The 24,584-nt window shown below is 29.5% G+C and carries 22 protein-coding genes and 1 pseudogene; 10 read left to right on the top strand and 13 right to left on the bottom strand.

Annotated elements, in window-relative coordinates; genetic code table 11:
- Positions 1–55: 55 nt before the first annotated feature.
- The 7 genes and pseudogenes from B0174_RS12475 to B0174_RS10525 all read right to left on the bottom strand — a co-directional run.
- Positions 56–1,168 (bottom strand): annotated as a pseudogene (locus tag B0174_RS12475) (methyl-accepting chemotaxis protein); the annotation flags it as partial.
- 721 nt (positions 1,169–1,889) lie between these two features.
- The gene (locus B0174_RS10550; protein ID WP_108560597.1) at positions 1,890–2,888 is read right to left on the bottom strand and encodes a beta-ketoacyl-ACP synthase III; all 999 of its coding nucleotides are present in this window, start codon (positions 2,886–2,888) and stop codon (positions 1,890–1,892) included.
- 27 nt (positions 2,889–2,915) lie between these two features.
- A complete protein-coding gene (gene plsX / locus B0174_RS10545) occupies positions 2,916–3,923 on the bottom strand; it encodes a phosphate acyltransferase PlsX (protein WP_108560594.1) in 1,008 nt (335 codons plus the stop codon).
- The gene (gene rpmF / locus B0174_RS10540; RefSeq protein ID WP_108560591.1) at positions 3,923–4,075 is read right to left on the bottom strand and encodes a 50S ribosomal protein L32; all 153 of its coding nucleotides are present in this window, start codon (positions 4,073–4,075) and stop codon (positions 3,923–3,925) included. The genes plsX and rpmF overlap by 1 nt, the downstream gene beginning before the upstream one ends.
- 11 nt (positions 4,076–4,086) lie before the next feature.
- A complete protein-coding gene (locus tag B0174_RS10535) occupies positions 4,087–4,464 on the bottom strand; it encodes a hypothetical protein (RefSeq protein WP_108560587.1) in 378 nt (125 codons plus the stop codon).
- Positions 4,465–4,490: 26 nt separating this feature from the next.
- Positions 4,491–4,904 (bottom strand): nucleoside-diphosphate kinase, encoded by a 414-nt coding sequence (ndk, locus tag B0174_RS10530; protein ID WP_108560584.1) that lies wholly within the window; start codon positions 4,902–4,904, stop codon positions 4,491–4,493.
- A gap of 109 nt (positions 4,905–5,013) precedes the next feature.
- Positions 5,014–5,289: an NADH-quinone oxidoreductase subunit I gene (locus B0174_RS10525; RefSeq protein WP_108560581.1), complete on the bottom strand. Its 276-nt coding sequence runs from the start codon at positions 5,287–5,289 to the stop codon at positions 5,014–5,016.
- A 269-nt stretch (positions 5,290–5,558) separates the two neighbouring features.
- On the opposite strand from B0174_RS10525, the gene B0174_RS10520 reads away from it, so the two are divergent.
- Together B0174_RS10520 and rho are read left to right on the top strand one after the other, a co-directional pair.
- On the top strand, positions 5,559–6,155 hold the full coding sequence (locus B0174_RS10520; RefSeq protein ID WP_108560578.1) for a peroxiredoxin: 597 nt from the start codon (positions 5,559–5,561) through the stop codon (positions 6,153–6,155).
- 182 nt (positions 6,156–6,337) lie between these two features.
- A complete protein-coding gene (gene rho / locus B0174_RS10515; RefSeq protein ID WP_108560574.1) occupies positions 6,338–7,666 on the top strand; it encodes a transcription termination factor Rho in 1,329 nt (442 codons plus the stop codon).
- A 29-nt stretch (positions 7,667–7,695) separates the two neighbouring features.
- Here the strand turns inward: rho and B0174_RS10510 are convergent, their stop codons facing one another.
- The gene (locus B0174_RS10510; protein WP_108560571.1) at positions 7,696–8,361 is read right to left on the bottom strand and encodes a uracil-DNA glycosylase family protein; all 666 of its coding nucleotides are present in this window, start codon (positions 8,359–8,361) and stop codon (positions 7,696–7,698) included.
- A gap of 150 nt (positions 8,362–8,511) precedes the next feature.
- Between B0174_RS10510 and gdhA the strand changes: the two genes are divergently transcribed.
- From gdhA to B0174_RS10480, 6 genes are all read left to right on the top strand, one after another.
- Positions 8,512–9,864 (top strand): NADP-specific glutamate dehydrogenase, encoded by a 1,353-nt coding sequence (gdhA, locus tag B0174_RS10505; RefSeq protein ID WP_108560568.1) that lies wholly within the window; start codon positions 8,512–8,514, stop codon positions 9,862–9,864.
- A 113-nt stretch (positions 9,865–9,977) separates the two neighbouring features.
- Positions 9,978–10,763, top strand: a complete 786-nt coding sequence (gene murI / locus B0174_RS10500) for a glutamate racemase (protein ID WP_108560564.1) — start codon at positions 9,978–9,980, stop codon at positions 10,761–10,763.
- Positions 10,760–12,706, top strand: coding sequence for a DNA polymerase III subunit gamma/tau (locus B0174_RS10495; RefSeq protein ID WP_108560561.1), 1,947 nt, complete (start codon positions 10,760–10,762; stop codon positions 12,704–12,706). The genes murI and B0174_RS10495 overlap by 4 nt, the downstream gene beginning before the upstream one ends.
- A 64-nt stretch (positions 12,707–12,770) precedes the next feature.
- Positions 12,771–13,610, top strand: coding sequence for a DsbA family protein (locus B0174_RS10490; protein ID WP_108560558.1), 840 nt, complete (start codon positions 12,771–12,773; stop codon positions 13,608–13,610).
- Between the two features lie 18 nt (positions 13,611–13,628).
- Complete coding sequence (gene hemC / locus B0174_RS10485; RefSeq protein WP_108560555.1) at positions 13,629–14,567, top strand: hydroxymethylbilane synthase; 939 nt, start codon at positions 13,629–13,631, stop codon at positions 14,565–14,567.
- A gap of 19 nt (positions 14,568–14,586) precedes the next feature.
- The gene (locus B0174_RS10480; RefSeq protein ID WP_108560552.1) at positions 14,587–15,129 is read left to right on the top strand and encodes a hydrolase; all 543 of its coding nucleotides are present in this window, start codon (positions 14,587–14,589) and stop codon (positions 15,127–15,129) included.
- 10 nt (positions 15,130–15,139) lie between these two features.
- On the opposite strand, the gene B0174_RS10475 is transcribed toward B0174_RS10480, so the two are convergent.
- From B0174_RS10475 to prpB, 5 genes are all read right to left on the bottom strand, one after another.
- A complete protein-coding gene (locus tag B0174_RS10475) occupies positions 15,140–16,144 on the bottom strand; it encodes a GGDEF domain-containing protein (protein ID WP_108560549.1) in 1,005 nt (334 codons plus the stop codon).
- A gap of 96 nt (positions 16,145–16,240) precedes the next feature.
- Positions 16,241–17,419 (bottom strand): 2-methylaconitate cis-trans isomerase PrpF, encoded by a 1,179-nt coding sequence (gene prpF, locus B0174_RS10470; protein ID WP_108560545.1) that lies wholly within the window; start codon positions 17,417–17,419, stop codon positions 16,241–16,243.
- Between the two features lie 104 nt (positions 17,420–17,523).
- The gene (gene acnD, locus B0174_RS10465) at positions 17,524–20,121 is read right to left on the bottom strand and encodes a Fe/S-dependent 2-methylisocitrate dehydratase AcnD (RefSeq protein ID WP_108560542.1); all 2,598 of its coding nucleotides are present in this window, start codon (positions 20,119–20,121) and stop codon (positions 17,524–17,526) included.
- A 120-nt stretch (positions 20,122–20,241) separates the two neighbouring features.
- Positions 20,242–21,396 carry a bifunctional 2-methylcitrate synthase/citrate synthase gene (gene prpC, locus B0174_RS10460; RefSeq protein ID WP_108560538.1) on the bottom strand — a complete coding sequence of 385 codons (1,155 nt, stop codon included), beginning with the start codon at positions 21,394–21,396 and terminating at the stop codon, positions 20,242–20,244.
- Between the two features lie 52 nt (positions 21,397–21,448).
- Positions 21,449–22,333, bottom strand: a complete 885-nt coding sequence (gene prpB / locus B0174_RS10455; protein WP_108560534.1) for a methylisocitrate lyase — start codon at positions 22,331–22,333, stop codon at positions 21,449–21,451.
- 174 nt (positions 22,334–22,507) lie between these two features.
- Between prpB and B0174_RS10450 the strand changes: the two genes are divergently transcribed.
- Both B0174_RS10450 and B0174_RS10445 read left to right on the top strand, forming a co-directional pair.
- Positions 22,508–23,485: a hypothetical protein gene (locus tag B0174_RS10450; RefSeq protein ID WP_108560531.1), complete on the top strand. Its 978-nt coding sequence runs from the start codon at positions 22,508–22,510 to the stop codon at positions 23,483–23,485.
- Between the two features lie 19 nt (positions 23,486–23,504).
- Positions 23,505–24,431, top strand: coding sequence for a D-2-hydroxyacid dehydrogenase (locus B0174_RS10445; protein WP_108560528.1), 927 nt, complete (start codon positions 23,505–23,507; stop codon positions 24,429–24,431).
- Positions 24,432–24,584: the final 153 nt, after the last annotated feature.

Below are 24,584 nucleotides of genomic sequence, written 5' to 3'. Positions count from 1 at the left end.
TACATAGATTTGTATAAGAATAGAAAGTATTAATACTTTCTATCCTTTTGCCTTTTTATTTGCAGTTATCTCTTTTTACTTGTTGAATAGTCCAGAATACATCTGATATTGCCTCATCAAGTTCATGGGCTTGTTTTCCTAAAGATTCATTATTTGAACCGTTTGCATTTTCAATAATGATATCTTGCATACCTTTATGTACTTGTAAGTGTACTTTTTTTAGATGTTCCCAATTTTGTGTTTTTGTATACTCTTTTTGATTTTGTTCAGATTCTAAAATCCATTTACCTAAATTACACTCTGTTTCTTTTGCTACTGTCCAAATAGTTTTTGTTCCTAATTTAACACAGTTTTTATTTTTAAAATTAACATGATCTAATTTTAATCTATTTAAATGCATTGTTAAATCCATATCACAAACTTGTTCTAATGCTTTATGATCAAATTTTGCATGATTTGCTGTCTCTAAGAGTTTATAAGAAAGTGATTGAATCTCTTTTGACATACTATTGATATTTGATGCTGCTAACGCATTTTGTTGTGTAGCTTGGTCAAGTTCAGTAACAGCATTATTTATTTGTTCAATTCCTGCTTGTTGTTCTTTACTAGCATCCGTAATACTATTTATTAATGAAATAGTACTATGAATATTTTCATTTAATTTTGAATAACCCTCAATCATTTGTGTAGCAATTTCTTTTCCATAATTTGCTTTTGATGTTGCATTAATAACAAGATTTTTAATTTCTTTTGCAACATCTGCACTTCTTGATGCCAAATTTCTTACTTCTGCTGCAACAACAGCAAATCCACGACCAGCTTCTCCAGCTGTTGCTGCTTCAACTGCAGCATTTAGTGAAAGGATGTTTGTTTGAAATGCAATTTGGTCAATCAAACTAATCGCATTATTTATTTCATTTACTTGAACATTTATTTCTTCCATTGATAAAGCTGTTTTATCAGCTAATTTTCTACCTTCATTTGATGCTGAATCAACTTCTTTTGCAAAGATAGCCATTTTATTTGTATTTTCTGTGTTGTTAATGATTGTACTTGTGATTTCTTCAAGTGCTGCTGCTGTTTCTTCTAAAGATGCAGCTTGTTGATTTGAGGCTACTGATAAATTATTTGAAGCAGTTGTTAATGTATCAACACTTTCATTTAAAGAGTTAGCAGTTATACTAATAAGTGCAATAAATTCAGAAACAGAACTTCCCAATGCTCTAATACCTAATAACAAAGAACCTGTTTTACCACTAAGGTTATTAGTTTTTACTTCAAACGCAAAGTTTGCATTTCCGTATTCAGTTAATACTTCTAGAGTATAATCAATATCTTGATTGAATTTATTCATACTATCATTAATAAGTTTTGCTACTTCAGCAACTTTTGAATTAGTAGGTGTTTTTTCTATTCTATAACCTAAAAAACCAATTTTTAGTTTTTCTAAAACATCAATGATTTCATCTCTTATTTCATCATCTTGATTTGTACCATGTTGCTTATTCTCACACTCATATTTAATTTCTTCAAGTTCTAATTCTAATTTAGAACACTCTTTATTTAATTCAAATAGTAAAAATGCTGATGCAATAATCACTATTATCGAAACAATCCATAATGTAATATTATTTGTAATAAAACATGAAATTAAAGTCAAAATTGACAACATCAAAAATAAAAGCGTAGATTTGTTTTTCAAAAAAACTCCTGTAGAAAAATATATAATTACAAACATTATATATTAAATCAACTCTTTAGTAGTTAAAGTCATTGATAAAAGGAAATAGATTATGTATGTAATACTTTTAGTTACAAATTTTATATGTTGAGAAAAGTGTAGTTAGAAAAAAGTGTAGTAAAAATATGGAATAAATTCCATATTTTCATTATTTTTTTGGTGAGAAAGGGAATAAAGCTGAACCCCAAGTTAATCCGCCACCAAAGGCGTCAAAAAGTATAGTATCTCCAGCTTTTATTTTACCCTCTTCAAAAGCATCGTTCATTGCCATAGGAATTGAAGCAGCTGAAGTATTACCGTATTTATGAACAGTTACAACAGTTTGCTCTTCTGTAAATCCTAAAGCTTCACCTACTGCTTTTATGATTCTAAGGTTTGCTTGATGAGGAATAAAGTGAGTTATATCCTCATTTGAAAGGTTATGTTTTTGCATCATTACTTGAACATCTGATGTTAATGTTTTAACAGCAAGTTTGAAAGTTTCATTTCCTTTCATTTTTATACATGCCATTTTATTTTCTAAAACTTCTTTTGAGCAAGGATGTTTACTTCCTCCTCCAGCTGTTTTAATTAAATCTTCATAATTACCATCACTTGAGCAATTTACATCAATAATTGCTTCATCTTTATTTGTTGTAGCTGAAATAATAGCAGCTCCAGCACCATCTCCAAAAATAAAACAAGTACCTCTATCTGTATAATCAAGAATAGAAGAATATGTTTCTGCACCAATAATTAGTACATTTTTTTTCATTCCTGATTCAATAAATGCTTTTGCAATTGAAACAGCATATACAAATCCTGTACAAGCTGCACTAATATCAAATGCCATAACATTTGGAAGTCCAACTTTTGATGATATTAAACAAGCAGTTGAAGGCATACATAAATAATCAGGTGTTACAGTAGCACAAATTATTAAATCAATCTCTTCTTTTGAAATTCCTGATCTATCAATTGCAACTTGTGCTGCTCTTGCACCTAAATCAGATGAAGCTTCATTCTCTTCAGAAATTCTTCTTTCTTTAATACCAGTTCTTTTTGTAATCCATTCATCACTTGTATCAATGATTTTTTCAAAATCTGCATTTGTCATAATCTTTGAAGGAATATACGCTCCAATAGATCTAAAAGCTGCATATGTCATTTACATATCCTTAAATTAAATATAGTGTTAATTAATTTCTTGATTATTACTATATTTTGCTAATCTTTGTTCAATTATAGTATCTAAATTTGAACTTGCTGCGTTTATTGCTTGAAATATAGCATTTTGTATTGCTTTTGGATTTGATTTTCCATGAGCAATAATAACAGGAGCTTTAACACCTAATAAAGGAGCTCCTCCATATTCAGCATAATCAACTCTTACTTTTAAGTTTTTAAAAACTTTTCTCATAAGAACTGCACCAGCAATTGAAATTAATGATCTTTTTAAATTTTTCTTAATAATTTTTCCGATTGTATCCGCAACACCTTCGGCTGTTTTAAGCAAAATATTACCAACAAAACCATCACAAACAACAACATCAACTGTTCCTTTGAAGATATCACTACCCTCAACATTTCCAGCGAAATTAGGAATTTTTGCTAATAATTTATAAGCTTCTTTTGTAACTTCATTACCTTTGCTATCTTCTTCACCATTACTTAATAATCCAACAATTGGTTCATCAAGTCTAAGAACATATTGAGCATAAACTTGACCCATTACTGCAAACTCAAATAAGTTTTTCGCATCACTATCAACATTTGCCCCAACATCTAATACTAATGTATTTTGATTTTCACTTGTAGGCATTAATGTAGCAATTGCAGGTCTATTTACACCTTTTATTCTTCCAATTCGAAGAGTTGCAAGTGACATTGAAGCCCCTGAATGTCCAGCTGAAACTACTGCATCAGCATTTCCTTCACGAACAAGTTCAATAGCTTTATAAATTGTTGATTCTTTTCTTTTTAGTGCGTCTGTAGCAGAATCGCTCATACTAATTACATCATTTGTATCTAATATTTCAATTCTTGATAAAAAAATTTGTGGAATAAGAGGTAAAAGTTCGTCTTTTTTACCAACCGCGATAGCAGAGAAGTTGTTGTTTTTTTTTAGTGCTGCAACTAAGCCCTCAATTATAGGCTCAGGACCGAAGTCCCCACCCATAGCATCTATTGCAATTTTCAGCATTAGTTTTTGTATTCACCAGTAGTTGGATTAACCATATGAGGCATTTTCCATGTTCCATCTGTATCTTTTACAGGTTTTTTTAATGTTATTTTGTAATGAGTTCTTCTTTTTGCTGCTCTAGTGTGAGATACTCTTCTCTTAGGTACTGCCATTTTAATTCTCCTTAAAATTCTTTTTCAAAATTATCACCAAGTTGTGCACATTTGTCACATAGGTAATAGTCACTTTTGATACTATTTAATTCACTTTGAATTATTTCATCAAAATCAATTATACTGTCTTCAACTTCTATTACTAAATATTCACTTTCATCATTTTTATAAATGCCATCACTCAATAATAAATGAAGCTCTTCATCAACTTCAATTTCTTCAGTTTCTCCACATCTACAACAATCAATGTCAGTACTACCTTGTAATACTGCGTCAATTTTTACTAATGATTGCGATATTTTACAAAAAGTACCTTCAATTTTAACTGAATTGTGAACAATTTCCAATTCTTTGCTAACTTGTGGTACTTTTCTAAATTCAATTTTCATTATAAATTGTATTAATTAACTATAAATTAACAAATTTCTTTTTGAGCAAAGAAAAAATTGATTTCATTTGCTGCATTTTCTAATGAATCAGAACCATGAACTGCATTTGCATCAATTGATTCTGCAAAGTCTGCTCTAATTGTTCCAGCAGCAGCTTCTTTAGGATTAGTTGCACCCATTAATTCTCTGTTTATAGCCATTGCGTTAACACCTTCTAAAACTGTAACAACAACTGGTCCTGAGATCATGAATTCAACTAAATCTTTAAAGAAAGGTCTAGCAGCATGTACAGCATAAAAAGCTTCAGCTTCAGCTTGGCTTAATTGCATTTTTCTAGTTGCAGCAATTCTTAATCCAGCTGTTTCGAATCTGTCTAAGATTTTTCCAACTACATTTTTTGCTACAGCGTCTGGTTTAATGATTGATAATGTTTGTTCCATTATTTATATTCCTCGATTTTTTTTAAGTCGCGGATTATACCTAAAAAATAAAAAAAAGGCAAGTAGTGAAAAACTACTTGCCTTTTTTGCTATAAATTAATAGTAAATATTAATCTTCAACTACAGGAGAACCAACAGTTCCTCTGTCTTCTCTTTCAACAGCACTTGAACCTACTTCATCCCATACAATACAACCTTCAGTTGGACATGCATCAGCACATGCAGGAGCATCATTATGACCTACACACTCAACACATTTATCTGAATATACATAATATGTATCTGCTCCAGTTGGGTTCTCATCATTATCAACAATTGCTTCTACTGGACACTCATCTAAACAAGCATCGCAACTAATACAGATATCAGTAATTTTTACTGCCATAGTATATCTCCTAATTAAAATTTAGAAAACTCTATCACAGTAAATATAAAATTATCTTTAAAATATTTAGATTATCATTTTAAAATCTTTCATTGAGATTTTATGTAATAAATGAAGAGTCATTTATTAGCAAAAGTTAATCAGATAAATTTTATCTAATGATAATATTTTTTATAAATTTATAAATTTAAGTAAAATCACAGTTTTTTTTTAAATTATTGTTATATAATTCCACAATAAAAACAATAAATATTAAAAGGAAATAAAATATGTTAGTAACAAAAAAAGCTCCAGATTTTACAGCAAAAGCTGTACTTGCAGATGGTCAAATAGTAGAGAATTTTAACTTATATGAAAACATTGGGGAAAAAGGTGCAGTATTATTCTTTTATCCATTAGACTTTACATTTGTTTGTCCATCAGAAATTATTGCATTCTCAAAAAGAATTGAAGATTTTACTTCAAGAGGAGTATCAGTAATAGGTTGTTCAGTAGATTCTCAATTTTCTCACTTTGCTTGGAGAGAAACAGCTGTTGAAAATGGTGGAATTGGAAGAGTTAAATTTCCATTAGTAGCTGACCTTTCAAAATCAATTTCAAGAGATTATGATGTATTGTTTGGTGAATCAGTAGCTTTAAGAGGTTCTTTTCTTATTGATGCAGATGGAACAGTAAGACATGCAGTAATTAATGACTTGCCATTAGGAAGAAATATTGATGAGATGATAAGAATGGTAGATACAATGCTGTTTACAAATGAGCATGGAGAAGTTTGTCCAGCTGGTTGGGTAAAAGGTGATGAAGGTATGAAAGCTAACACTGCTGGTGTTGCTGATTATTTAGCTAAAAATGAGGGAAAATTATAATATTTAACTATATTATATGAGAAAAAAGGTATCAAATTTTTTTTGATACCTTTTTTTATGTAAAGTCATTTTATTGACAATTTTTCAAATAAACACTACAATAATGCCAATACTTTAACAAAAACTACAAATAAACTACAAAACTACATAAACTTATGTAAAATCAAAGGTAAGAAATACTCATGGAAGAGTCTAAAGAAGAAACAAAAACAAAAACCACGACTTCGAAAAAAGCAAGAACACATATTCCTGTTGAGGGTTATAAGATTGAACAATTAAGGGAATTTCCTTTAGAAGAACTTATAAATATTGCAAATGAACTTGAAGTTGAAAATCCCCAAGAATTAAAACGACAAGATTTAATGTTCACAATTTTAAGATCACAAATTGATGCGGGTGGATTTATTTTATTTACTGGAATTTTAGAAATAAAAGAGGGTGGATTTGGATTTTTAAGAGCAATTGATGGAAATTTTTCTGATACTTCTAACGATTCTTATGTAAGTGCTACACAAATAAGAAAGTTTGCGCTTAGAACTGGAGATATTGTCTCAGGGCAAGTTCGACCTCCTAACAAAGAGAGTGAAAAATACAACGCATTATTAAAAATTGAAGCAATAAATTATCTACCCGTAAAAGAATCAAAAAACAGACCTTTATTTGACAACTTAACTCCCCTTTACTCAACAAAAAGATTTAACTTTGAATATGAATCAACAAGAATGACAGGAAGAATGCTTGACTTATTTGCTCCAATGGGAAAAGGTCAAAGAGGACTTATTGTTGCACCTCCAAAAACTGGTAAAACAGAACTTTTAAAAGAGTTAGCTCATGCAATTTCCAGAAATCATCCTGAAGTTACTTTAATGGTATTATTAATTGATGAAAGACCTGAAGAAGTTACTGATATGCAAAGAAGTGTGAGAGGTGAAGTTTACTCTTCTACTTTTGATTTACCTGCACATAATCATGTTCGAGTAGCTGAAATCGTTATTGAAAAAGCAAAAAGACTTGTAGAGATGAAAAAAGATGTAGTTATTTTACTTGATTCTATTACTAGATTAGCACGAGCATATAATACAGTAACACCATCATCTGGAAAAGTACTTTCAGGTGGAGTTGATGCAAATGCTTTACATAAACCAAAAAGATTTTTTGGAGCTGCTAGAAATATTGAAGAGGGTGGAAGTTTAACTATTATTTCAACAGCACTTATTGAAACAGGTTCAAAAATGGATGAAGTTATTTTTGAAGAGTTCAAAGGTACTGGAAATAGTGAAGTTGTACTTTCAAGAAATGCAGCAAATAAAAGAGTTTACCCAGCTCTTGATATTACTAAATCTGGAACTAGAAAAGAAGAATTACTTCTTACTCCTGATGTTCTACAAAAAACATGGATTTTAAGAAATGCAATTTCACAAATGGATGAAGTTGAAGCACTTAGATTCTTATATTCAAAAATGCAAAAAACTAAAAACAACGAAGATTTCTTTAACTCAATGAATGAATAAAAAAGGTTTTTCCTTTTTTATTCAAAATTTTATTCAAAATCTAAAAACACTTTTTTATACTGATTTACTCTAAAATCAAAAGTTGTATATTTAGGGTTTTTTTCTTTTTCTTTTTTATAATTTATATTTGCACCTATACTTTTATTTGCTGCATTTGATGGTGAAGTTAATGAAATAGTTGTAAAAACTCTATTATCAAAAGTAAATTGATGAGTTTTTGGAAGAGTATTATTGATTAATTCTATTTTTATATTGTTTTGTTTTAAAATCTTTTTTAAGAAATATTCAGGACTATTTTTTGAACTTCCACCTGTTAAAATTAAGGTTTTGATGCTTTTATAACTTTCTAAATATTTTAAAATATCTCTTAATACAATATTCTGCATATTTGAATCACTTGCATCAAGTTTAACTCTTTGGCAACTTTCTACAATATCACAAATTCCAATTTGATTAGATATTAAAAATTCTTTTCTTTGATTTATTGCTTTTAATGAATTCTCAAAAATTAAATCTAAATTAAAAATTTTCTTAATTATTTGCCAAAGTAGATTATCTTTTGAACCATAACAAAAATCTACATCTTTTAATTTTAATTCTTTTTGGCAAAATCTAGGAGGAGGAAGAGTTCCTACAATTAAAAACTTACTATTTTTATTTAGAAAAGGTTGATAAGGATGGTAATGAAAGAACATAAAACTCCTTTTTTTTAGTAAGTTTTATAAGGAACAAAAACCTAAAAATGGTATATTTTTTATATATGTGAATATTTTTTATAATTATTGCATAAAATATAATCTATTTTTGATAAAATGTTTATTCAATATTAGAATCAAGGAATAAGAATGGCATATTTAGAAGAAGTTTTTGACTATCTTAAAAGAACAAGTCCAGCACAAACAGAATTTTATCAAGCAGCAGAAGAAGTTTTATATTCTTTACAACCACTACTAGATAAATATCCAAAATATAGTAAACACAAAATTATTGAAAGAATCGTTGAGCCAGAGAGACAAATTATGTTTAGAGTAAATTGGCTTGATGATAATGGAGAAATTCAAGTAAATAAAGGTTTCAGAATTGAATTCAATTCGGCTTTAGGTCCATACAAAGGTGGATTAAGATTTCATCCAAGTGTAAATGCTGGAGTTATTAAGTTTTTAGGATTTGAACAAATTTTTAAAAATGCGCTTACTGGTCTTCAAATTGGTGGTGGAAAAGGTGGAAGTGATTTTAATCCAAAAGGAAGATCTGATAATGAAATTATGAGATTTTGCCAAGCTTTCATGAGTGAATTATTTAGACATATCGGTGCAAATACTGATGTTCCAGCTGGTGACATTGGTGTAGGTGGTAGAGAAATCGGATATATGTTTGGTATGTATAAAAAACTTGCAAATAAATATGAAGGTGTTTTAACTGGTAAATCACTAAAATGGGGTGGTTCATTAGCAAGAACTGAAGCAACAGGTTATGGTTGTGTTTATTTTGCTAAATATATGTTAGCTGCTCGTGGTGAAAGTTTAGAAGGGAAAAGATGTTTAGTTTCTGGTTCTGGAAATGTTGCTATTTATACAATTGAAAAACTTTATCATTTAGGTGCATTACCACTTACATGTAGTGATTCAAAAGGTATGATTTACGACGAAGAAGGAATTGATTTACTTTTATTAAAAGATTTAAAAGAAAATCAAAGAGCAAGACTTTCTGAATATGTAAAATATAGACCAAAAGCTATTTATACTCCTGTTGCTGAATATCCAGAAGGAAGAAATGCTGTTTGGTCAATTCCTTGTTATGCTGCATTCCCAAGTGCTACACAAAATGAATTAAATTTAGAAGATGCTAAAACTCTTCTTGCAAATGGTTGTGTTTGTGTAAGTGAGGGTGCAAATATGCCATCAAATGCTAAAGCAGTTGATTTATTTGTTGAAGCAAAGATTGCTTATGGACCTGGAAAAGCTGCAAATGCTGGTGGAGTTGCAACAAGTCAACTAGAAATGGCACAAAATGCTTCTATGGTTTCTTGGACTTTTGAAGAAGTTGATGAAAAATTAGCACAAATTATGAAAAATATTTTTGATACAGCTAGTTCAACAGCAGCTGAATTTGGACAACCTACAAACTTAGTTTTAGGTGCTAATATTGCTGGATTCAAAAAAGTAGCAGATGCTATGATTGAGCAAGGTTTAGTTTAATCTTTTTTTACAATACTCTAATTTTAGAGTATTGTAACTCTTCTTTATCTTACTAATAAATTTATTTAAAAACTTATGTTAAAATGTTTGCTTATTATAATTAAAGGTACAAATTGAAAGTAGGTGTTTTTGATTCTGGACTTGGAGGATTGACTGTTGTTAGTTCAATTCAAAAGGTTTTTCAAGGTGCAGAACTTTTTTATATAGCTGATACTGCTTATGCTCCTTATGGAGAAAAAACTGTTGAAGAGATTTTAAATAGATGTATTAATATTACTAGTTATCTTTTAGAAAAATATGGAATTGAAGCTTTAATAGTTGCTTGTAATACAGCAACTTCGGCTGCTATAAAACATTTAAGAGAGAAATTTCCTTTTTTGATTGTAATTGGAACTGAACCTGGAATCAAACCAGCGATTTTAAATACAAAATCTTCTCATGTTGGAGTTTTGGCTACACCTGCCACATTAAAAGGTGATAAATATCAGTTATTGGTAAATGAGTTATCAAATATCAAAAAAGTAACACTTTATGAACAAGCTTGTATTGGTTTAGTTGAACAAATAGAAAAAGGGGAAATAGATACACCTAAAACTTTTAATATGTTAGAAAAATGGCTAAAACCTATGAAAGAAAATGGTGTAGATACTATTGTTTTAGGTTGTACACATTATCCTTTAGTTGATGAAGTTATAAAAAAAATTATGGGAAATGATATAACTTTGATTGAAACTGGAAATGCAATAGCTAATAGATTAAAACTTTTAAGTGAAGAAATAGGGCATACAAATCAAGGAAAACTTGAAATAAAAGTTTGTTATACGGGTGAAATAAACATACAAATGATTGAAAAGATTTTAGAAAATAAAAATATTGAAGTTAGGAAATGTAACATATGAGTCAAGAAATTTTAGAAAAAAGAGTTTTGGCATTAAAATATAGACCTCATAGATTTGAAGATTTAGTTGGACAAAGTACAGTTTCTCAAACTCTTTCTTTGGCTTTGGATTCAGATAGATTATCTCATGCTTATTTGTTTTCAGGGCTTAGAGGAAGTGGAAAAACTTCAACTGCTAGAATCATGGCAAAAGCACTTTTATGCTCAAATGGACCCACTTCAAAACCTTGTGAAGTTTGTGACAACTGCAAAAGCGCAAATTCAAATAGACATCTTGATATTATTGAAATGGATGCTGCATCAAATCGTGGAATTGATGATATAAAAGATTTAATTGAACATACAAAATATAAACCAAGTAGTGCAAGATTTAAAGTATTTATAATAGATGAAGTTCATATGCTTACAACTCAAGCTTTTAATGCACTTTTAAAAACACTTGAAGAACCTCCTGGATTTGTGAAGTTTATACTTGCAACTACAGATCCGTTGAAATTACCAGCTACGATTTTAAGTCGAACTCAACATTTTAGATTTAATAAAATAGCAACGGCTGATGTGGTTCATCATTTAGTACATATTTTAAATGAAGAAAATATTTCTTATGAAAAAGATGCTTTGGAAATACTTGCACGAACTGGACAAGGAAGTTTGAGAGATACTTTGACTTTACTTGACCAAGCAATTATATTTTCAAAAGGAAAAGTAAATACAACAAGTGTTGTTGATATGTTAGGTTTAATTGACCCAAAAATGATGGATAATATTTTTTCAATTATTTTAAATAAAGGTGATATAAATCAAATAATCAAAGATTTAGAAAGTTATGAAGTTTCTCAGATTTGTGATGAAATGGCTATTTATTTAAAAGATAAAATGCTCTCTCGTGATACAAAATTTGATTTACTTTTATTTGATAGATTTTTTAGAATTTTAAGTGATGCAAAACATTTATTGGCCATAAACAGCGATGGAACTTTTGTTTTAATTTTAACTTTTATGAAAATGATAGAAGCTACAAATTTAAAAACTATTGATGATATTATAAATCAAGTTGAAAAAATAGAAGTTAGAAAAGAGACAACTCCAACACGAATTATTGAAAAAGTCGAAGAAATAAAACCAGTTTTTATTGAACCTGAAACAAAAATAGAAGAAGTATCTCCTTTTGATGAGATTTTAATTCAAAATGACAATATTATGGATTTAGGAATTATTGGTGGAATTGAAGTAGTTGATTATTCAACTCCTTTTGATGATTTACCAACAACTCCAACAACAGATTCACCTATAGTAATTATAAAAGAAGTAGAAATCGAAAAACCAAAAGAGATAGCAATTGAACCAATAATTGAACAGCAAGTTCAAGCTAATATTTTTGAAGAGATAGAAATAATTCCTATTGAAGAAGTATTTGAAGAAATACATGAAGACGAAGAAGATGAAGTTAAAAATGAATTATATGAAAAATTGACCATAAAAGTTTATGATAGAGACCCTGATTTGGGTGAATGTTTTGAAAAAAATTTTATATTTAATGGATTTGAAAATAATAAATTATATATCACTTCTTATGCTCAAGACGATGATAGAAAGTTTTTATATAAACATTTTGGAATTATAAAAACTTTTGCTCAAGATATTTTCGGAAATGATGTTGAGCTAGATTTTAAAAAGGAAGAACCCTCCGTACTAGAAAATAAAAAAGAAGAAGTTGAAAAAGAAGATGAAACTTTTTTACAAGAAGAAATTTCAAATGATACAGGTTCAATGATAGAAGAGATAGAAATGGGTTCAGGATGTGTGGCTGATATGCATAAAAATGAAATAACACAACCCTCACAACAAGAGTTACAGTTAAATGATATATTAAATTCAAAAATGCTTGATAAAGCAAAAGAGCTTTTTGATATAAAAAAGATTACAGTAAAAGCAAGAAGTTAAAATATTAACTTTTTATTAATCTTAAATAGATAGACTATCTTTTAGCTTTAAAAGGAAAAAATAAATGAATAAATTTTCAAAAATATTATCAATAAGTATTTTATTATCAAGTGGATTATTTGCAGCTTCTAGTGATGAAAACATTATTAGTTTTGAGCAAAAAAGAATAACTCAAAACCCAAATGTAAAAATAAAAGATATAAAAATCAGTACAAAAAAAGAGTTACCATTAAACGGTTGGTTTGGTTATATTTTAGATGTTCAAGCAAATGTTCAAGGTAAAGATATAAATGCAAAAGACATACTTTTTTCTGATGGAAAATATATTTCTTTAGAATTAATTGACTCAGAAACAGGGAAATCTTTAAAAGATTTAGTAACTCCAAATTTAACAGATAATTATCATGATAAATCAAAATTAATTGCTGGAAATGCAAATGCTAAAGAAAAAATTGTAATTTTTTCTGATCCTTTATGCCCATTTTGTAAAGATTATGTTCCGGATGTTATAAAATTTGTAAATAAAAATAGTAATAATATTGCTTTATATTATTATCATTTCCCATTAATGGCACTTCATCCAGCTGCTGCACCTTTATCAAAATTAGTTGAAGTTGCAAAACATAAAGGTGTAAAAGATATTGAACTAAAAGTTTATGAAACTGATTGGGAAAAATATTTTGATGTTAAATCTGTGGATGAAAAGAAGATTTTAGAAGCATTTAATAAAGAGTTTAACACTTCTATAAAATTAGAAGAAATTTCTACGAAAGAGATAAATTTACTTCTTGAAAAAGATATTTCAATGGGTGAAGAAGTTTTAGTTTCAGGAACACCAACTATATTTATAAATGGAGTTAAAGATTCTTCAAGACTTAAATATGAGACATTAGGAAAAAAATAAATTTATTAAGAGGGTAATATGGAAAAATTAGTAATAGCAACAAGAAGAAGTCAACTTGCACTTTGGCAAAGTGAATATGTAAAATCACTACTTCAAGAACATTATCCAGATATGCAAATTGAGTTACAAGAATTTGTAACAAAAGGTGATAAAATTCTGGATGTTCCACTAGCTAAAATTGGTGGAAAAGGTCTTTTTACAAAAGAACTTGAAGTTGCAATGCTTGAGGGAACCGCTCATTTAGCTGTTCACTCTTTAAAAGATGTACCAACACAATTTGAAGATGGGTTGCAACTTGCTGCTGTTACAAAAAGATTTGATCCACGAGATGCACTTTTAAGTAATAAATACGCTTCTATTGATGATTTACCACAAGGTGCAATTGTTGGAACTACGAGCTTGAGAAGAAGAATGGCTATTATGATGCTAAGACCTGATATTGTTTTAAAAGATTTAAGAGGAAATATCAATACACGAATTGCAAAATTAAATGCAGGTGAATATGATGCAATTATTTTAGCAGCAACAGGTATTCAAAAATTAAAAATTGAACATGAAGTTAAATATTTCGCTCCAATTTCAACAGATATGATGATTCCATCAATGGGACAAGCAACTCTTGGAATTGAAACAACAAATGATCCAAAAGTTTTGGAGATAGTAAAAGTATTAAATGATGAAAATGCACATATAGAATCAACAATAGAGCGAAGTTTTGTTGATACTTTACAAGGTGGTTGTCAAGTTCCAATTGGAGTAAAAGCTACAATTATTGATGAAAATTCAATAAGAGTTCAAGCAATCGTTGGGCTTCCTGATGGAAGTGAATCTATTAGTGAAGATATAACAGTTAGCATAAAAGATTACGAAAAAGCTGGTCGACAATTAGCTCAAAACTTTATAGACCAAGGTGCAAGAGAGTTGTTAGATAGAGCAGAAAAATTAGCTTTTAAATAAAGTTTAAAAAGGAAATAAAATGAGAATAAATGTAGAAGATGCGCTTTTTTGTTTAGTAGATGTTCAAGATAAATTATATCCTCATGTTACAAATAAAGATGAAATTGAAAAGAATTTAATAACTTTAATAAAAGGTTTAAAAGTTCTTAGTGTTCCTTTTATAATAAATGAACAATATAAAAAAGGAATAGGTGAAACAATTCCATCTTTAAATGAGTTGGTTACTGAGTATCCACATTTTGAGAAAACAACTTTTTCTTGTTATAAAAATGAAGAAACAATAGAAGCTATAAATGCAACGAATAAAAAAGTTGTAATAGTTGCAGGAATTGAAACTCATGTTTGTGTTTTACAAACTTGTATAGATTTACTTGAGGGTGGTTTTGAAGTTGTGTTAGTAACTGATTGTTGTACTTCAAGAAAACAAAATGATACAGATGTAGCTATTTCTCGACTTGTTCAAGCAGGAGTAATTCCAACAACTTATGAATCTTTACTTTTTGAGTTAACATTAAATGCAAAAAACCCAGTTTTTAAAGAGATTTCATCTTTAGTAAAATAAGAATCTTTTCTTATTTTACTATTGTATTTTTACCGCTTTTTTTAGCTTGATACATTTTTTTATCAGCTAAACTTAGGATTTCTTCATAAGAAGAGAATCCTTTATTAAATTCTACAATTCCAATACTAAGTGTTATTTTACCAAATCTTGTTAATGAGAATTTATCTAAAGTTATATTCATAATTCTATTCATATGCTCATTTGCACTTTCAAGAGAGTTATCAATACTAATTACACAAAACTCTTCACCACCTAGTCTAAATACAAAATCTAAACCTTTTCTTGTGTTTTCTAATAATATTTCAGCAAAATATTTTAGAACTTCATCTCCACCTTCGTGCCCGAATATATCATTTATACTTTTGAAGTTATCAATATCAATATATGCCAAAGTTGCTTTTGTAGAATCTCTATTAACTTGTGCAAAAACATCAGAACAAACTTTTGCAAAATATCTTCTATTATATAAAGAGGTTAAAGTATCTGTAATAGTTAATTCTTGAAGTTGATTTCTAATCAATTGATTCTCTTTTTCAAGCTCAATTCTTCTTATTTCTCTTTCTATCTTTCTTGAGTATATTAATGCAATATCATTTATTTCATCAGGTAATTCTCGAATTAATTTTGAGTAAATTGCAATATGTCCAACACAAATATTTTTACCATCTGTTATTGGAATACCATAAAAACTTTCAAATTTTTCATCAAGTAAATCTAAAAAATTATATTTTACATGTTCTTTTATTTTGATGATTTTATTGTCAAAAACAAATTTCCCAGGAATTCCATTTAAATCTATTATATTGGGAACTTTATCATTTGTTGAGTATAAAATTTGTACTTTTGTAGTTGGATTAAAATCTATAGCTTTTGTAATATATACTAAATCAGCATGAAATAATTTTTTGATTTCAATTGCTGTATGTTTTATAAATTCATCACCTATATAATAAGAAGTTATTTCAAGAATCGATTTTAGAGCTTCGTATGGATTAAATTTAAATGAATTATCCACTAATTATTATCTCCTAAATTTTATTGGAAAAAATGATAACATAATATTAATAATTAAAGGATAAAAAGAGGCCTAGATTTTAATCTAGACCTTTTGTTAGTTCATAGTTCCAGCAGGAACATTTACAAAACCTTCCATGATGATTCTTGCACTTCTACTCATTGTAGCTTTATCAACTATGTATTTACCATCTTTATTTTGAATAACAGCTCCAACTTTTAATGTTCCAGATGGATGTCCAAATTCAACAGCAGTTTTATCTCCACCACCAGCAGCTAAATTTACTAAAGTTCCAGGAATACAAGCAGCAACACCAATAGCAACAGAAGCTGTTCCCATCATGGCATGGTGTAATTTTTGCATAGATAAAGCACGAACATGTAAATCAATCTCACTTGCTTTTACTTCTTTTCCACTTGATGTTGTAAAATCACTAGGAGGGGCTACAAATGCAATTTTTGGAGTGTGTTGTCTTGTTTTTGCTTCTTCTAAATTAGAGATAAGACCCATTTTAAGTGCAGCATAAGATCTAATTGTTTCAAATCTAGCTAAGGCTTCAACATCTGAATTAATATCTCCTTGAAGTTCAGTTCCTTTGTATCCAATATCAGCAGCATTTACAAAACAAGTTGGAATTCCAGCTGTTATCATTGTTGCTTTAAATGTACCGATTCCTGGAACTTCTAAATCATCAATTAAATTTCCAGTTGGGAATAATTCTTCACTAGGATCAACTGGTTCTGCAAATTCTAATACGATTTCTTCAGCTGGAAATGCAACACCATCAATATAATAATCACCCATTTCTTTAACCATTCCATCAACCATCGTTACATAACAAAGAATAGTTTTTTTGATATTTGCTTGCCAAATTCTTACACAACAAACACCATTTTGGGGTACATTATCAACTAAACCTTCATGTATTGCAAAAGGACCAACTGCACTTGATAAGTTTCCACAATTTCCACTCATATCCACAAAATCTTGATCTATTGCTACTTGACAAAAATAGTAATCAACATCATGGTTAGGAACTGAACTACGACCTACTAAAATAGCTTTTGAAGTTGAAGATGTAGCTCCTCCCATACCATCCATTTGTTGTTTATAAACATCTGGTGAACCTACAATTCTTTGAAGAAGTTTATCTCTTTTTTTTGTATCTTCTTGTGCTTCTTTTGGAAGATCTGCTATATTAAAAAATGTTCCTTTAGAAGTTCCACCTCTCATATATGTAGCTTTTACTTTAAATTGTGGTTTGTAGTTACTCATGTGTTTTCCTTAAAAATGGTGTTAATTTAAAACTGTTTAAAAAAATCTTGGGATTTCTTTAAATAGTTTTATAAAATACTAAAGAGCAAAAGCTCTTTAGATATTTATTTTTTTGAAGATGCAATAACATCTTTAGCGAATTTTTGTAAAATACCACCATTTTTGTAAACATCAACTTCAGCAGAAGTATCTAATCTACAAATAACTTGGAATTCAACTTTTTCACCATTTGCTCTAGTCATAACAACTGTTAAATCACATCTTGGAGTAATATCACCAACGATGTCAAATACTTCAGTTCCATTGATTGCGTAAGTATTTCTAGTATCACCTTTTTTAAATTGTAATGGTAAAACACCCATTCCAACTAAGTTAGTTCTGTGAATTCTTTCAATTGATTCAGCAATTAAAACTTCAACACCTGCAAGTCTAACACCTTTTGCAGCCCAGTCTCTTGAAGATCCTTGACCATAGTTAGTTCCAGCGATGATAATTAAAGGTTGTTTTCTTGTTGTGTAAGTCTCTATAGCTTCCCACATTCTTGATTCAACACCCTCAGGCATAATTTTTGTTAATGAACCTTGTTTAACTTTTCCATTTTCATCTTTAACCATTTCGTTAAATAATTTTGGATTAGCTAAAGTAGCTCTTGAAGCTGTATTATGATCTCCTCTATGTGTTGCATAAGAGTTTAAATCTTCTAATGGTAATCCCATTTTTAAACAATATTCACCAGACGCTGATGTTGGTAAAATCGCATTTGATGGAGATAAGTGATCTGTTGTAATATCATCAGGGAATACACCTAATGGTCTCATGTTTTTTAACGCTGGCATTTGCATATATTCATCTTCCCAATAAGGAGGTTTGTTAATATATGTTGATTTTTTATTCCATTTATAGAATGGATCTACTTTAATTCCAGCTAAACCATTTCTTGCAAACATTGGGTCGTAAATTGCAGCAAACATTTCAGGTTTAACAGCACTGCTTACAACAGCATCAATTTCAGCATCGCTTGGCCATAAATCTTTTAATCTAATATCGTTTCCATTTTTATCTTTTCCTAAAACATCAGTTTCAATATTAAATCTGATAGAACCAGCAAGTGCATAAGCAATTACAAGAGGAGGAGATGCTAAGAAAGCTTCTTTAATAAATGGGTGAATTCTTCCATCAAAGTTTCTGTTTCCTGATAATACAGCTGTTGTATAAACACCAGACTCAGTAGCAGCTTGTTGAATTTTTGGATCAAGTGCACCTGACATACCATTACAAGTAGTACATGCAAATCCTACGATTCCAAATCCTAATTTTTCAAGTTCAGGCAATAATCCTGATTCTTTTAAGTATAACTCAGCAACTTTTGAACCTGGTGCTAAAGATGATTTAACCCATGGTTTTCTTGTTAATCCAAGTTCATTTGCTTTTTTAGCTAATAAACCAGCAGCAACAACATTTCTAGGATTTGATGTATTTGTACATGAAGTAATTGCAGCAATTAAAACAGCACCATCTGGCATAACATCATCAGTAATTGTAATATGTTTAGAAATTCCTGCTGCTTCTAAAGTTGAAGTAGGAAGTAATTTATGAGGTTGTGATGGACCTGCTAGTGTTCTTGCAACTGTTGATAAATCAAATTCAATAGTTCTAGCATATGTAGCGTGTGCAAAAGCATCAGCCCATAAACCATTTGCTTTTGCATAAGCTTCTACAAGTTTAACTTGTTTTGGATCTCTACCAGTGATTTTTAAATAATCAATAGTTTTGTCATCAATAGCAAACATAGCAGCACTTGCACCATATTCAGGAGTCATATTTGAAATAGTTGCTCTATCACCTAAATCTAAATATTTGATACCAGTTCCATAGAATTCTAAGTAAGCTGAAATAACATTGTTATCTCTTAAATATGAAGTCATAGAAAGTGCAATATCAGTTGCTGTAATTCCAGGAGCTCTAACACCAACAATATTAACACCAATGATTTCAGGAACTCTCATATAAGAAGGATTTCCTAACATTACATTTTCAGCTTCTAATCCACCAACACCAACAGCAATAACACCTAAAGCGTCAACATGAGGAGTATGTGAGTCAGTTCCTACTAATGTATCAGGAGATGCAATACCATCGATATTGTGAACAACTGGAGACATTTTTTCAAGGTTGATTTGGTGCATAATTCCATTTCCTGGAGGAATAACATCAACATTATTAAATGCTTCTTTAGTCCAGTTAATAAAGTGGAATCTATCTGCATTTCTTCTATCTTCAATATCTCTATTTTTTTGGAAAGCGTCTGGATCAAATCCACCACACTCAACTGCAAGTGAATGGTCAACGATTAATTGTGTTGGAACAACAGGATTTACTTTTTGAGGATCTCCCCCACCAAGTGCAACTGCTTCTCTTAAACCAGCAAGGTCAACGAATGCAGTTAATCCTAAAATATCATGACAAATAACTCTTGAAGGAAACCAAGGGAAATCTTTGTCTGTTCTTTTTTCGATTAATTGAATAAGTGAATCTTTTAAATCTGCGCTTGGGCATTTTCTAATTAAGTTTTCTGCTAATACTCTTGAAGTATAGTTTAATTTTTCAAAAGAACCAGGAGTAATATCTTCAACAGCAGACTTTACATCATAGTATTTTGTATTAAAACCATCAAGTTCTTTAAGATATTTTTCGTTTGTCATTTTTTATATCCATATATTTTGATTTTAAAAAAGGATGGAAAAAATTCCATCCTTTTATTTTGCTAAAAAATTAGCACTGTTTAGTTGAGTAAATTTTTTCTAAATTTATTGAAAAAATAATTACGCTCTATCTTTTAAAAGAGTAAATTTTAAACCCTCTGGTCCTGTGTAAGTAGCAGATGGTCTAATAATTTTTCCATCTTCTCTTTGTTCAATAACATGAGCTCCCCATCCAGTAACTCTTGAGATAATGAATATTGGAGTAAACATATCTGTTGGAATTCCCATTTGGTTATAAGATACAGCTGAGAACCAGTCAAGATTAGGGAACATTTTTTTAGCATCCCACATGATTGTTTCAATTCTTTCAGCAACATCGTACATTAACATATCTTTGTTTTCTTCAGATAAATCTTTTGCAACTTTTTTAATTACTACATTTCTTGGGTCACTTGTTGTATAAACTGGGTGTCCAAAACCAATAATAATTTCTTTTTTTGCCATTCTTTCTTTGATATCAGCTTCAGCTTCGTCTGCTGATTTATATCTTTCTTGAATTCTAAATGCAACTTCGTTAGCACCACCATGTTTTGGACCTCTTAAAGCTCCAATAGAACCTGTGATACAAGAATACATATCAGAATTTGTTCCAGCAATTACTCTTGAAGTAAATGTTGAAGCATTAAATTCATGTTCTGCGTATAAAATTAAAGATACATGCATAGCTTTAACCCAAGATTCTCTTGGTTTTTCACCATGTAATAAATGTAAGAAATGTCCACCAACAGTATCATCATCAGTTACAACATCAATTCTTTTTCCGTTGTAAGCAAAGTGGTACCAGTATAATAAAATAGAAGAAAATGATCCCATTAATCTATCAATAATATCTTGTGCAGCAGCTTTTGGATGAGCTTCATCTTCTTGATTTAAAGCACCTAGAACTGAACAACCTGTTCTCATAACATCCATTGGATGACATGTTTTTGGTAATTGCTCAAGAGCTACTTTTACACCATTTGGAATATCTCTGTAAGATCTAAGTTTAGTTTTGTAAGCTGCTAATTCTGCAACATTTGGTAATTTCTCATGTACAATTAAATATGCAATTTCTTCAAATTCAGCTTTATCAGCAAATTCTAAAATGTCATATCCTCTGTAATGTAAGTCATTTCCACTTTTTCCAACAGAACAAAGAGCTGTATTTCCAGCTGAAGTTCCAGATAATGCAACAGATTTTTTTGGTTTAAATCCCGTAGTTGTTTCAGTACTCATGTTTTCTCCTTAGTTTAACTTTAATTTTTGTTTTATTTGGGGATAAAGCTAATTACTTAGCTTTACCTTTTGAAAATAATTCATCCATTTTTTGCTCATAAGCATGGTAATTTAACATATCGTATAATTCCATTCTTGTTTGCATAGTATCAAGAACACCTTCTTGAGTACCTTTGTCTTTTAACTCTTGATAAACTGCAAGTGCCGCTTTATTCATTGCTCTAAATGCTGATAATGGGTAAAGAACCATATCAATTCCAACAGATGCTAATTCTTCAGTTGTGAACATTGGAGTAGCTCCAAATTCAGTAATATTTGCTAATACAGGAACGCTCATTTGGTCTGTAAATTCTTTGTATTCTTTTAAAGTGTGAACTGCTTCTGCAAAAATTGCATCAGCACCAGCTGCAACATAAGCTTTTGCTCTGTCAATTGCTGATTGTTGACCCTCAGATGCATGAGCATCAGTTCTAGCAATGATATAAAATTCTGGATCTAATTCCATTTTAGCATCAACTGCTGCTCTGATTCTGTCACACATTTCTTCTGTTGAAACAAGTTCTTTATTTGGTCTGTGTCCACATCTTTTTGCAGCAACTTGATCTTCAATATGCATACCAGCAGCACCAGATCTGATAAATTCTTTAACAGTTCTAGCTACATTAAATGCATGTCCCCAACCAGTATCCGCATCAACGATTAATGGAGTATTACAAATAGAAGTAATTCTTCTAACATCAATACAAACATCTTCAATCATAGTCATACCTAAATCTGGTAAACCGTAAGAAGCATTAGCAATACCTCCACCTGATAGGTAAATTGCTTTATGTCCTACTTTTGTTGCTTGTAATGCTTGGTAAGCATTAATAGTTCCTACGATTTGTAAAGGAGACTCTTCTTTTAAAGCTTCTCTAAATTTTTTTCCTGCGCTCATACACATCCTTTAAATTTAAGTTATGAAAGATTATACATTATTTATACATAGTAGTGATGTATTATTTTGAAAGATAAATTACAATTTATTATCTAAATTAATATAAATGTACAATATTTGCTTTTATGCTTAAAAATAGTACAATGATATAAATATTACAGTTAAGGTGTTGTTATGAATTACAAAAATTCAATAGAAAAATTCATAGAAATTTTTAAAAGGTCAAACTTAAGTATTTCTAAATTTGCAGTTTTAATAAATAAAGATAGAAGAACGGTTACATCGTGGATTGATAAGGTAACTGATATTGAACCAAACAAAGAAATAAAAGATAAAATTTGTCAAACATTTAGGTATCCTGATTATGTTTGGGAAGAGGGTTGTAATGGAGAAGAATTCTTAAAATCCATAACTCAAATACCTCAAAAAGAAGTGCGAATCATTGATGAAGATTATCAAGGAAGACTAAAATACATATTAGAACAAGAACAAAATAGAAGATTTGTTATACAAGCACAGTTCCCAGGACCGATGTATAGGGATTCAGCTGTACAAAAAGTGTACAAAACTACAAATAGCTCTGATATAGAAGAATTAAAACAAGCAAGAATAGATCAAATGCTAAGATATGATTATGACACTACAGAATGGTATTCGATAAAATCGGTTTTGTCTTTTTGTTTTGCAATTATTGGGAACTTTTATACAAAAGAAGAGAAGATAAAAATACTTGAACTTATTTATGAATTGTTTAATAATAACTATAATAAAAAACTTTTTTTATTTGATTCATTTTCAAGAAAAGTTTATGGAATGGAAACAACATATATTTCTATAAATGTCAAACAAAAAATTCTATTTTTTAAATCACCAATAGAATCAGTTTTTATAGAAATTAGAAATAAATCATTGGTTGAGCGAATGCATAAATATTATTCTTCGCCACTTGAAGCACCATCTCATGTGAATTTTTTAGAATCTGTAAAAATTATCAAGATTTTACAAGATGCAGTTAAATATGGAAATGACATTAAACAAGCCTATGAAATGATAAATAGAGAAACAAACTATGGAGAACTTTTTTATAATAATCTTAGTATAGATTTACAAAAAGAAGTAACACCGCCAAAACCTGGACAAAGAAGAAATTAGAAAAAATTAGGAGGAAAAGATGAAAATAGTAATTTTAGATAGAGCAACTTTAGGATTTGATGTAGATATATCAATCTTTGAAACTTTAGGTGAAGTGATTTCTTATGACTTAACACTTCCAAGTGAAACAACAAATAGAGTAAAAGATGCGGATATTGTAATCACAAATAAAGTAATGATTTCAAAAGAAGTTATGGAAAATTCAAATCTAAAACTTATTTGTATTAGTGCAACTGGAACAAATAATGTCGATTTAGAGTTTGCAAAACAAAAAAATATACCAGTAAAAAATGTAGCTGGATATTCAAGTTCAAGTGTAGTTCAAGTAGCTTTTTCAATGATTTTTTATTTTGTTCAAAAACTTGATTATTATAAAAGATATGTAGATGAGGGTAATTGGCAAAAATCTAAGATGTTTACTCATATAGATAAACCATTTTTTGAACTTGATGGCAAAAAAGTGGGAATCATTGGACTTGGTGATATTGGAAGAAATTTTGCAAAAAAAGCATCTGCCTTTGATTGTGAAGTTGTTTATTTTTCAACAAGTGGAAAGAATACAAATAGTGAATATAAAAGTATTGAACTAAATGAGTTGTTAAGTACTTGCGATATTATAACTATTCATTGTCCATTAAATTCAAATACAAAAGATTTATTAAATTATGAAAATATGAGTAATATAAAAGATGGTGCAATTTTATTAAATCTAGGTCGTGGTGGAATTATTAATGAGCCTGATTTAGCAAAAATCATAGATGAAAAAGAGATTTATTGTGGAATTGATGTGGTTTGCGTTGAGCCAATTTTAGAAGATAATCCACTTTTAAAAGTGAAAAATAAACAAAGACTTTTATTAACTCCACATATTGGTTGGGCAAGTGTGGAAGCTAGAACTAGATTAGTGAAAATGGTGGCTAGAAATATCGAAGAGTTTATTTTATAAACTCTTCCCAAAGAAAAACTTTTTAAGGTAGTGTTCATCATTCTGTGTCAGCCTAGATAATTCCTAAAATTCTATCATAAATTTAAAGCATCATCAAGCCGTCCATCAAAGTGGATGGCTAGTTGTGAAATTGTTAAGCTCCAATTTCTTATT

It is taken from the genome of Arcobacter caeni (genome assembly GCF_003063245.1).
GTDB classification, from domain to species: Bacteria; Campylobacterota; Campylobacteria; order Campylobacterales; family Arcobacteraceae; genus Aliarcobacter; species Aliarcobacter caeni.
This window is presented reverse-complemented; position numbering and strand designations above follow the sequence as displayed.

Bases quoted from the DNA above. Each gene is read 5' to 3' on its own strand.
- B0174_RS10525 (WP_108560581.1), bottom strand. From the start codon at position 5,289: ATGGCAGTAAAAATTACTGATATCTGTATTAGTTGCGATGCTTGTTTA.
- hemC (WP_108560555.1), top strand. From the start codon at position 13,629: ATGGAAAAATTAGTAATAGCAACAAGAAGAAGTCAACTTGCACTTTGG.
- B0174_RS10445 (WP_108560528.1), top strand. From the start codon at position 23,505: ATGAAAATAGTAATTTTAGATAGAGCAACTTTAGGATTTGATGTAGAT.
- prpB (WP_108560534.1), bottom strand. From the start codon at position 22,333: ATGAGCGCAGGAAAAAAATTTAGAGAAGCTTTAAAAGAAGAGTCTCCT.
- rho (WP_108560574.1), top strand. From the start codon at position 6,338: ATGGAAGAGTCTAAAGAAGAAACAAAAACAAAAACCACGACTTCGAAA.
- acnD (WP_108560542.1), bottom strand. From the start codon at position 20,121: ATGACAAACGAAAAATATCTTAAAGAACTTGATGGTTTTAATACAAAA.
- B0174_RS10535 (WP_108560587.1), bottom strand. From the start codon at position 4,464: ATGAAAATTGAATTTAGAAAAGTACCACAAGTTAGCAAAGAATTGGAA.
- prpF (WP_108560545.1), bottom strand. From the start codon at position 17,419: ATGAGTAACTACAAACCACAATTTAAAGTAAAAGCTACATATATGAGA.
- B0174_RS10450 (WP_108560531.1), top strand. From the start codon at position 22,508: ATGAATTACAAAAATTCAATAGAAAAATTCATAGAAATTTTTAAAAGG.
- B0174_RS10490 (WP_108560558.1), top strand. From the start codon at position 12,771: ATGAATAAATTTTCAAAAATATTATCAATAAGTATTTTATTATCAAGT.
- prpC (WP_108560538.1), bottom strand. From the start codon at position 21,396: ATGAGTACTGAAACAACTACGGGATTTAAACCAAAAAAATCTGTTGCA.
- B0174_RS10550 (WP_108560597.1), bottom strand. From the start codon at position 2,888: ATGACATATGCAGCTTTTAGATCTATTGGAGCGTATATTCCTTCAAAG.
- B0174_RS10520 (WP_108560578.1), top strand. From the start codon at position 5,559: ATGTTAGTAACAAAAAAAGCTCCAGATTTTACAGCAAAAGCTGTACTT.
- B0174_RS10495 (WP_108560561.1), top strand. From the start codon at position 10,760: ATGAGTCAAGAAATTTTAGAAAAAAGAGTTTTGGCATTAAAATATAGA.
- plsX (WP_108560594.1), bottom strand. From the start codon at position 3,923: ATGCTGAAAATTGCAATAGATGCTATGGGTGGGGACTTCGGTCCTGAG.
- gdhA (WP_108560568.1), top strand. From the start codon at position 8,512: ATGGCATATTTAGAAGAAGTTTTTGACTATCTTAAAAGAACAAGTCCA.
- B0174_RS10510 (WP_108560571.1), bottom strand. From the start codon at position 8,361: ATGTTCTTTCATTACCATCCTTATCAACCTTTTCTAAATAAAAATAGT.
- rpmF (WP_108560591.1), bottom strand. From the start codon at position 4,075: ATGGCAGTACCTAAGAGAAGAGTATCTCACACTAGAGCAGCAAAAAGA.
- ndk (WP_108560584.1), bottom strand. From the start codon at position 4,904: ATGGAACAAACATTATCAATCATTAAACCAGACGCTGTAGCAAAAAAT.
- B0174_RS10480 (WP_108560552.1), top strand. From the start codon at position 14,587: ATGAGAATAAATGTAGAAGATGCGCTTTTTTGTTTAGTAGATGTTCAA.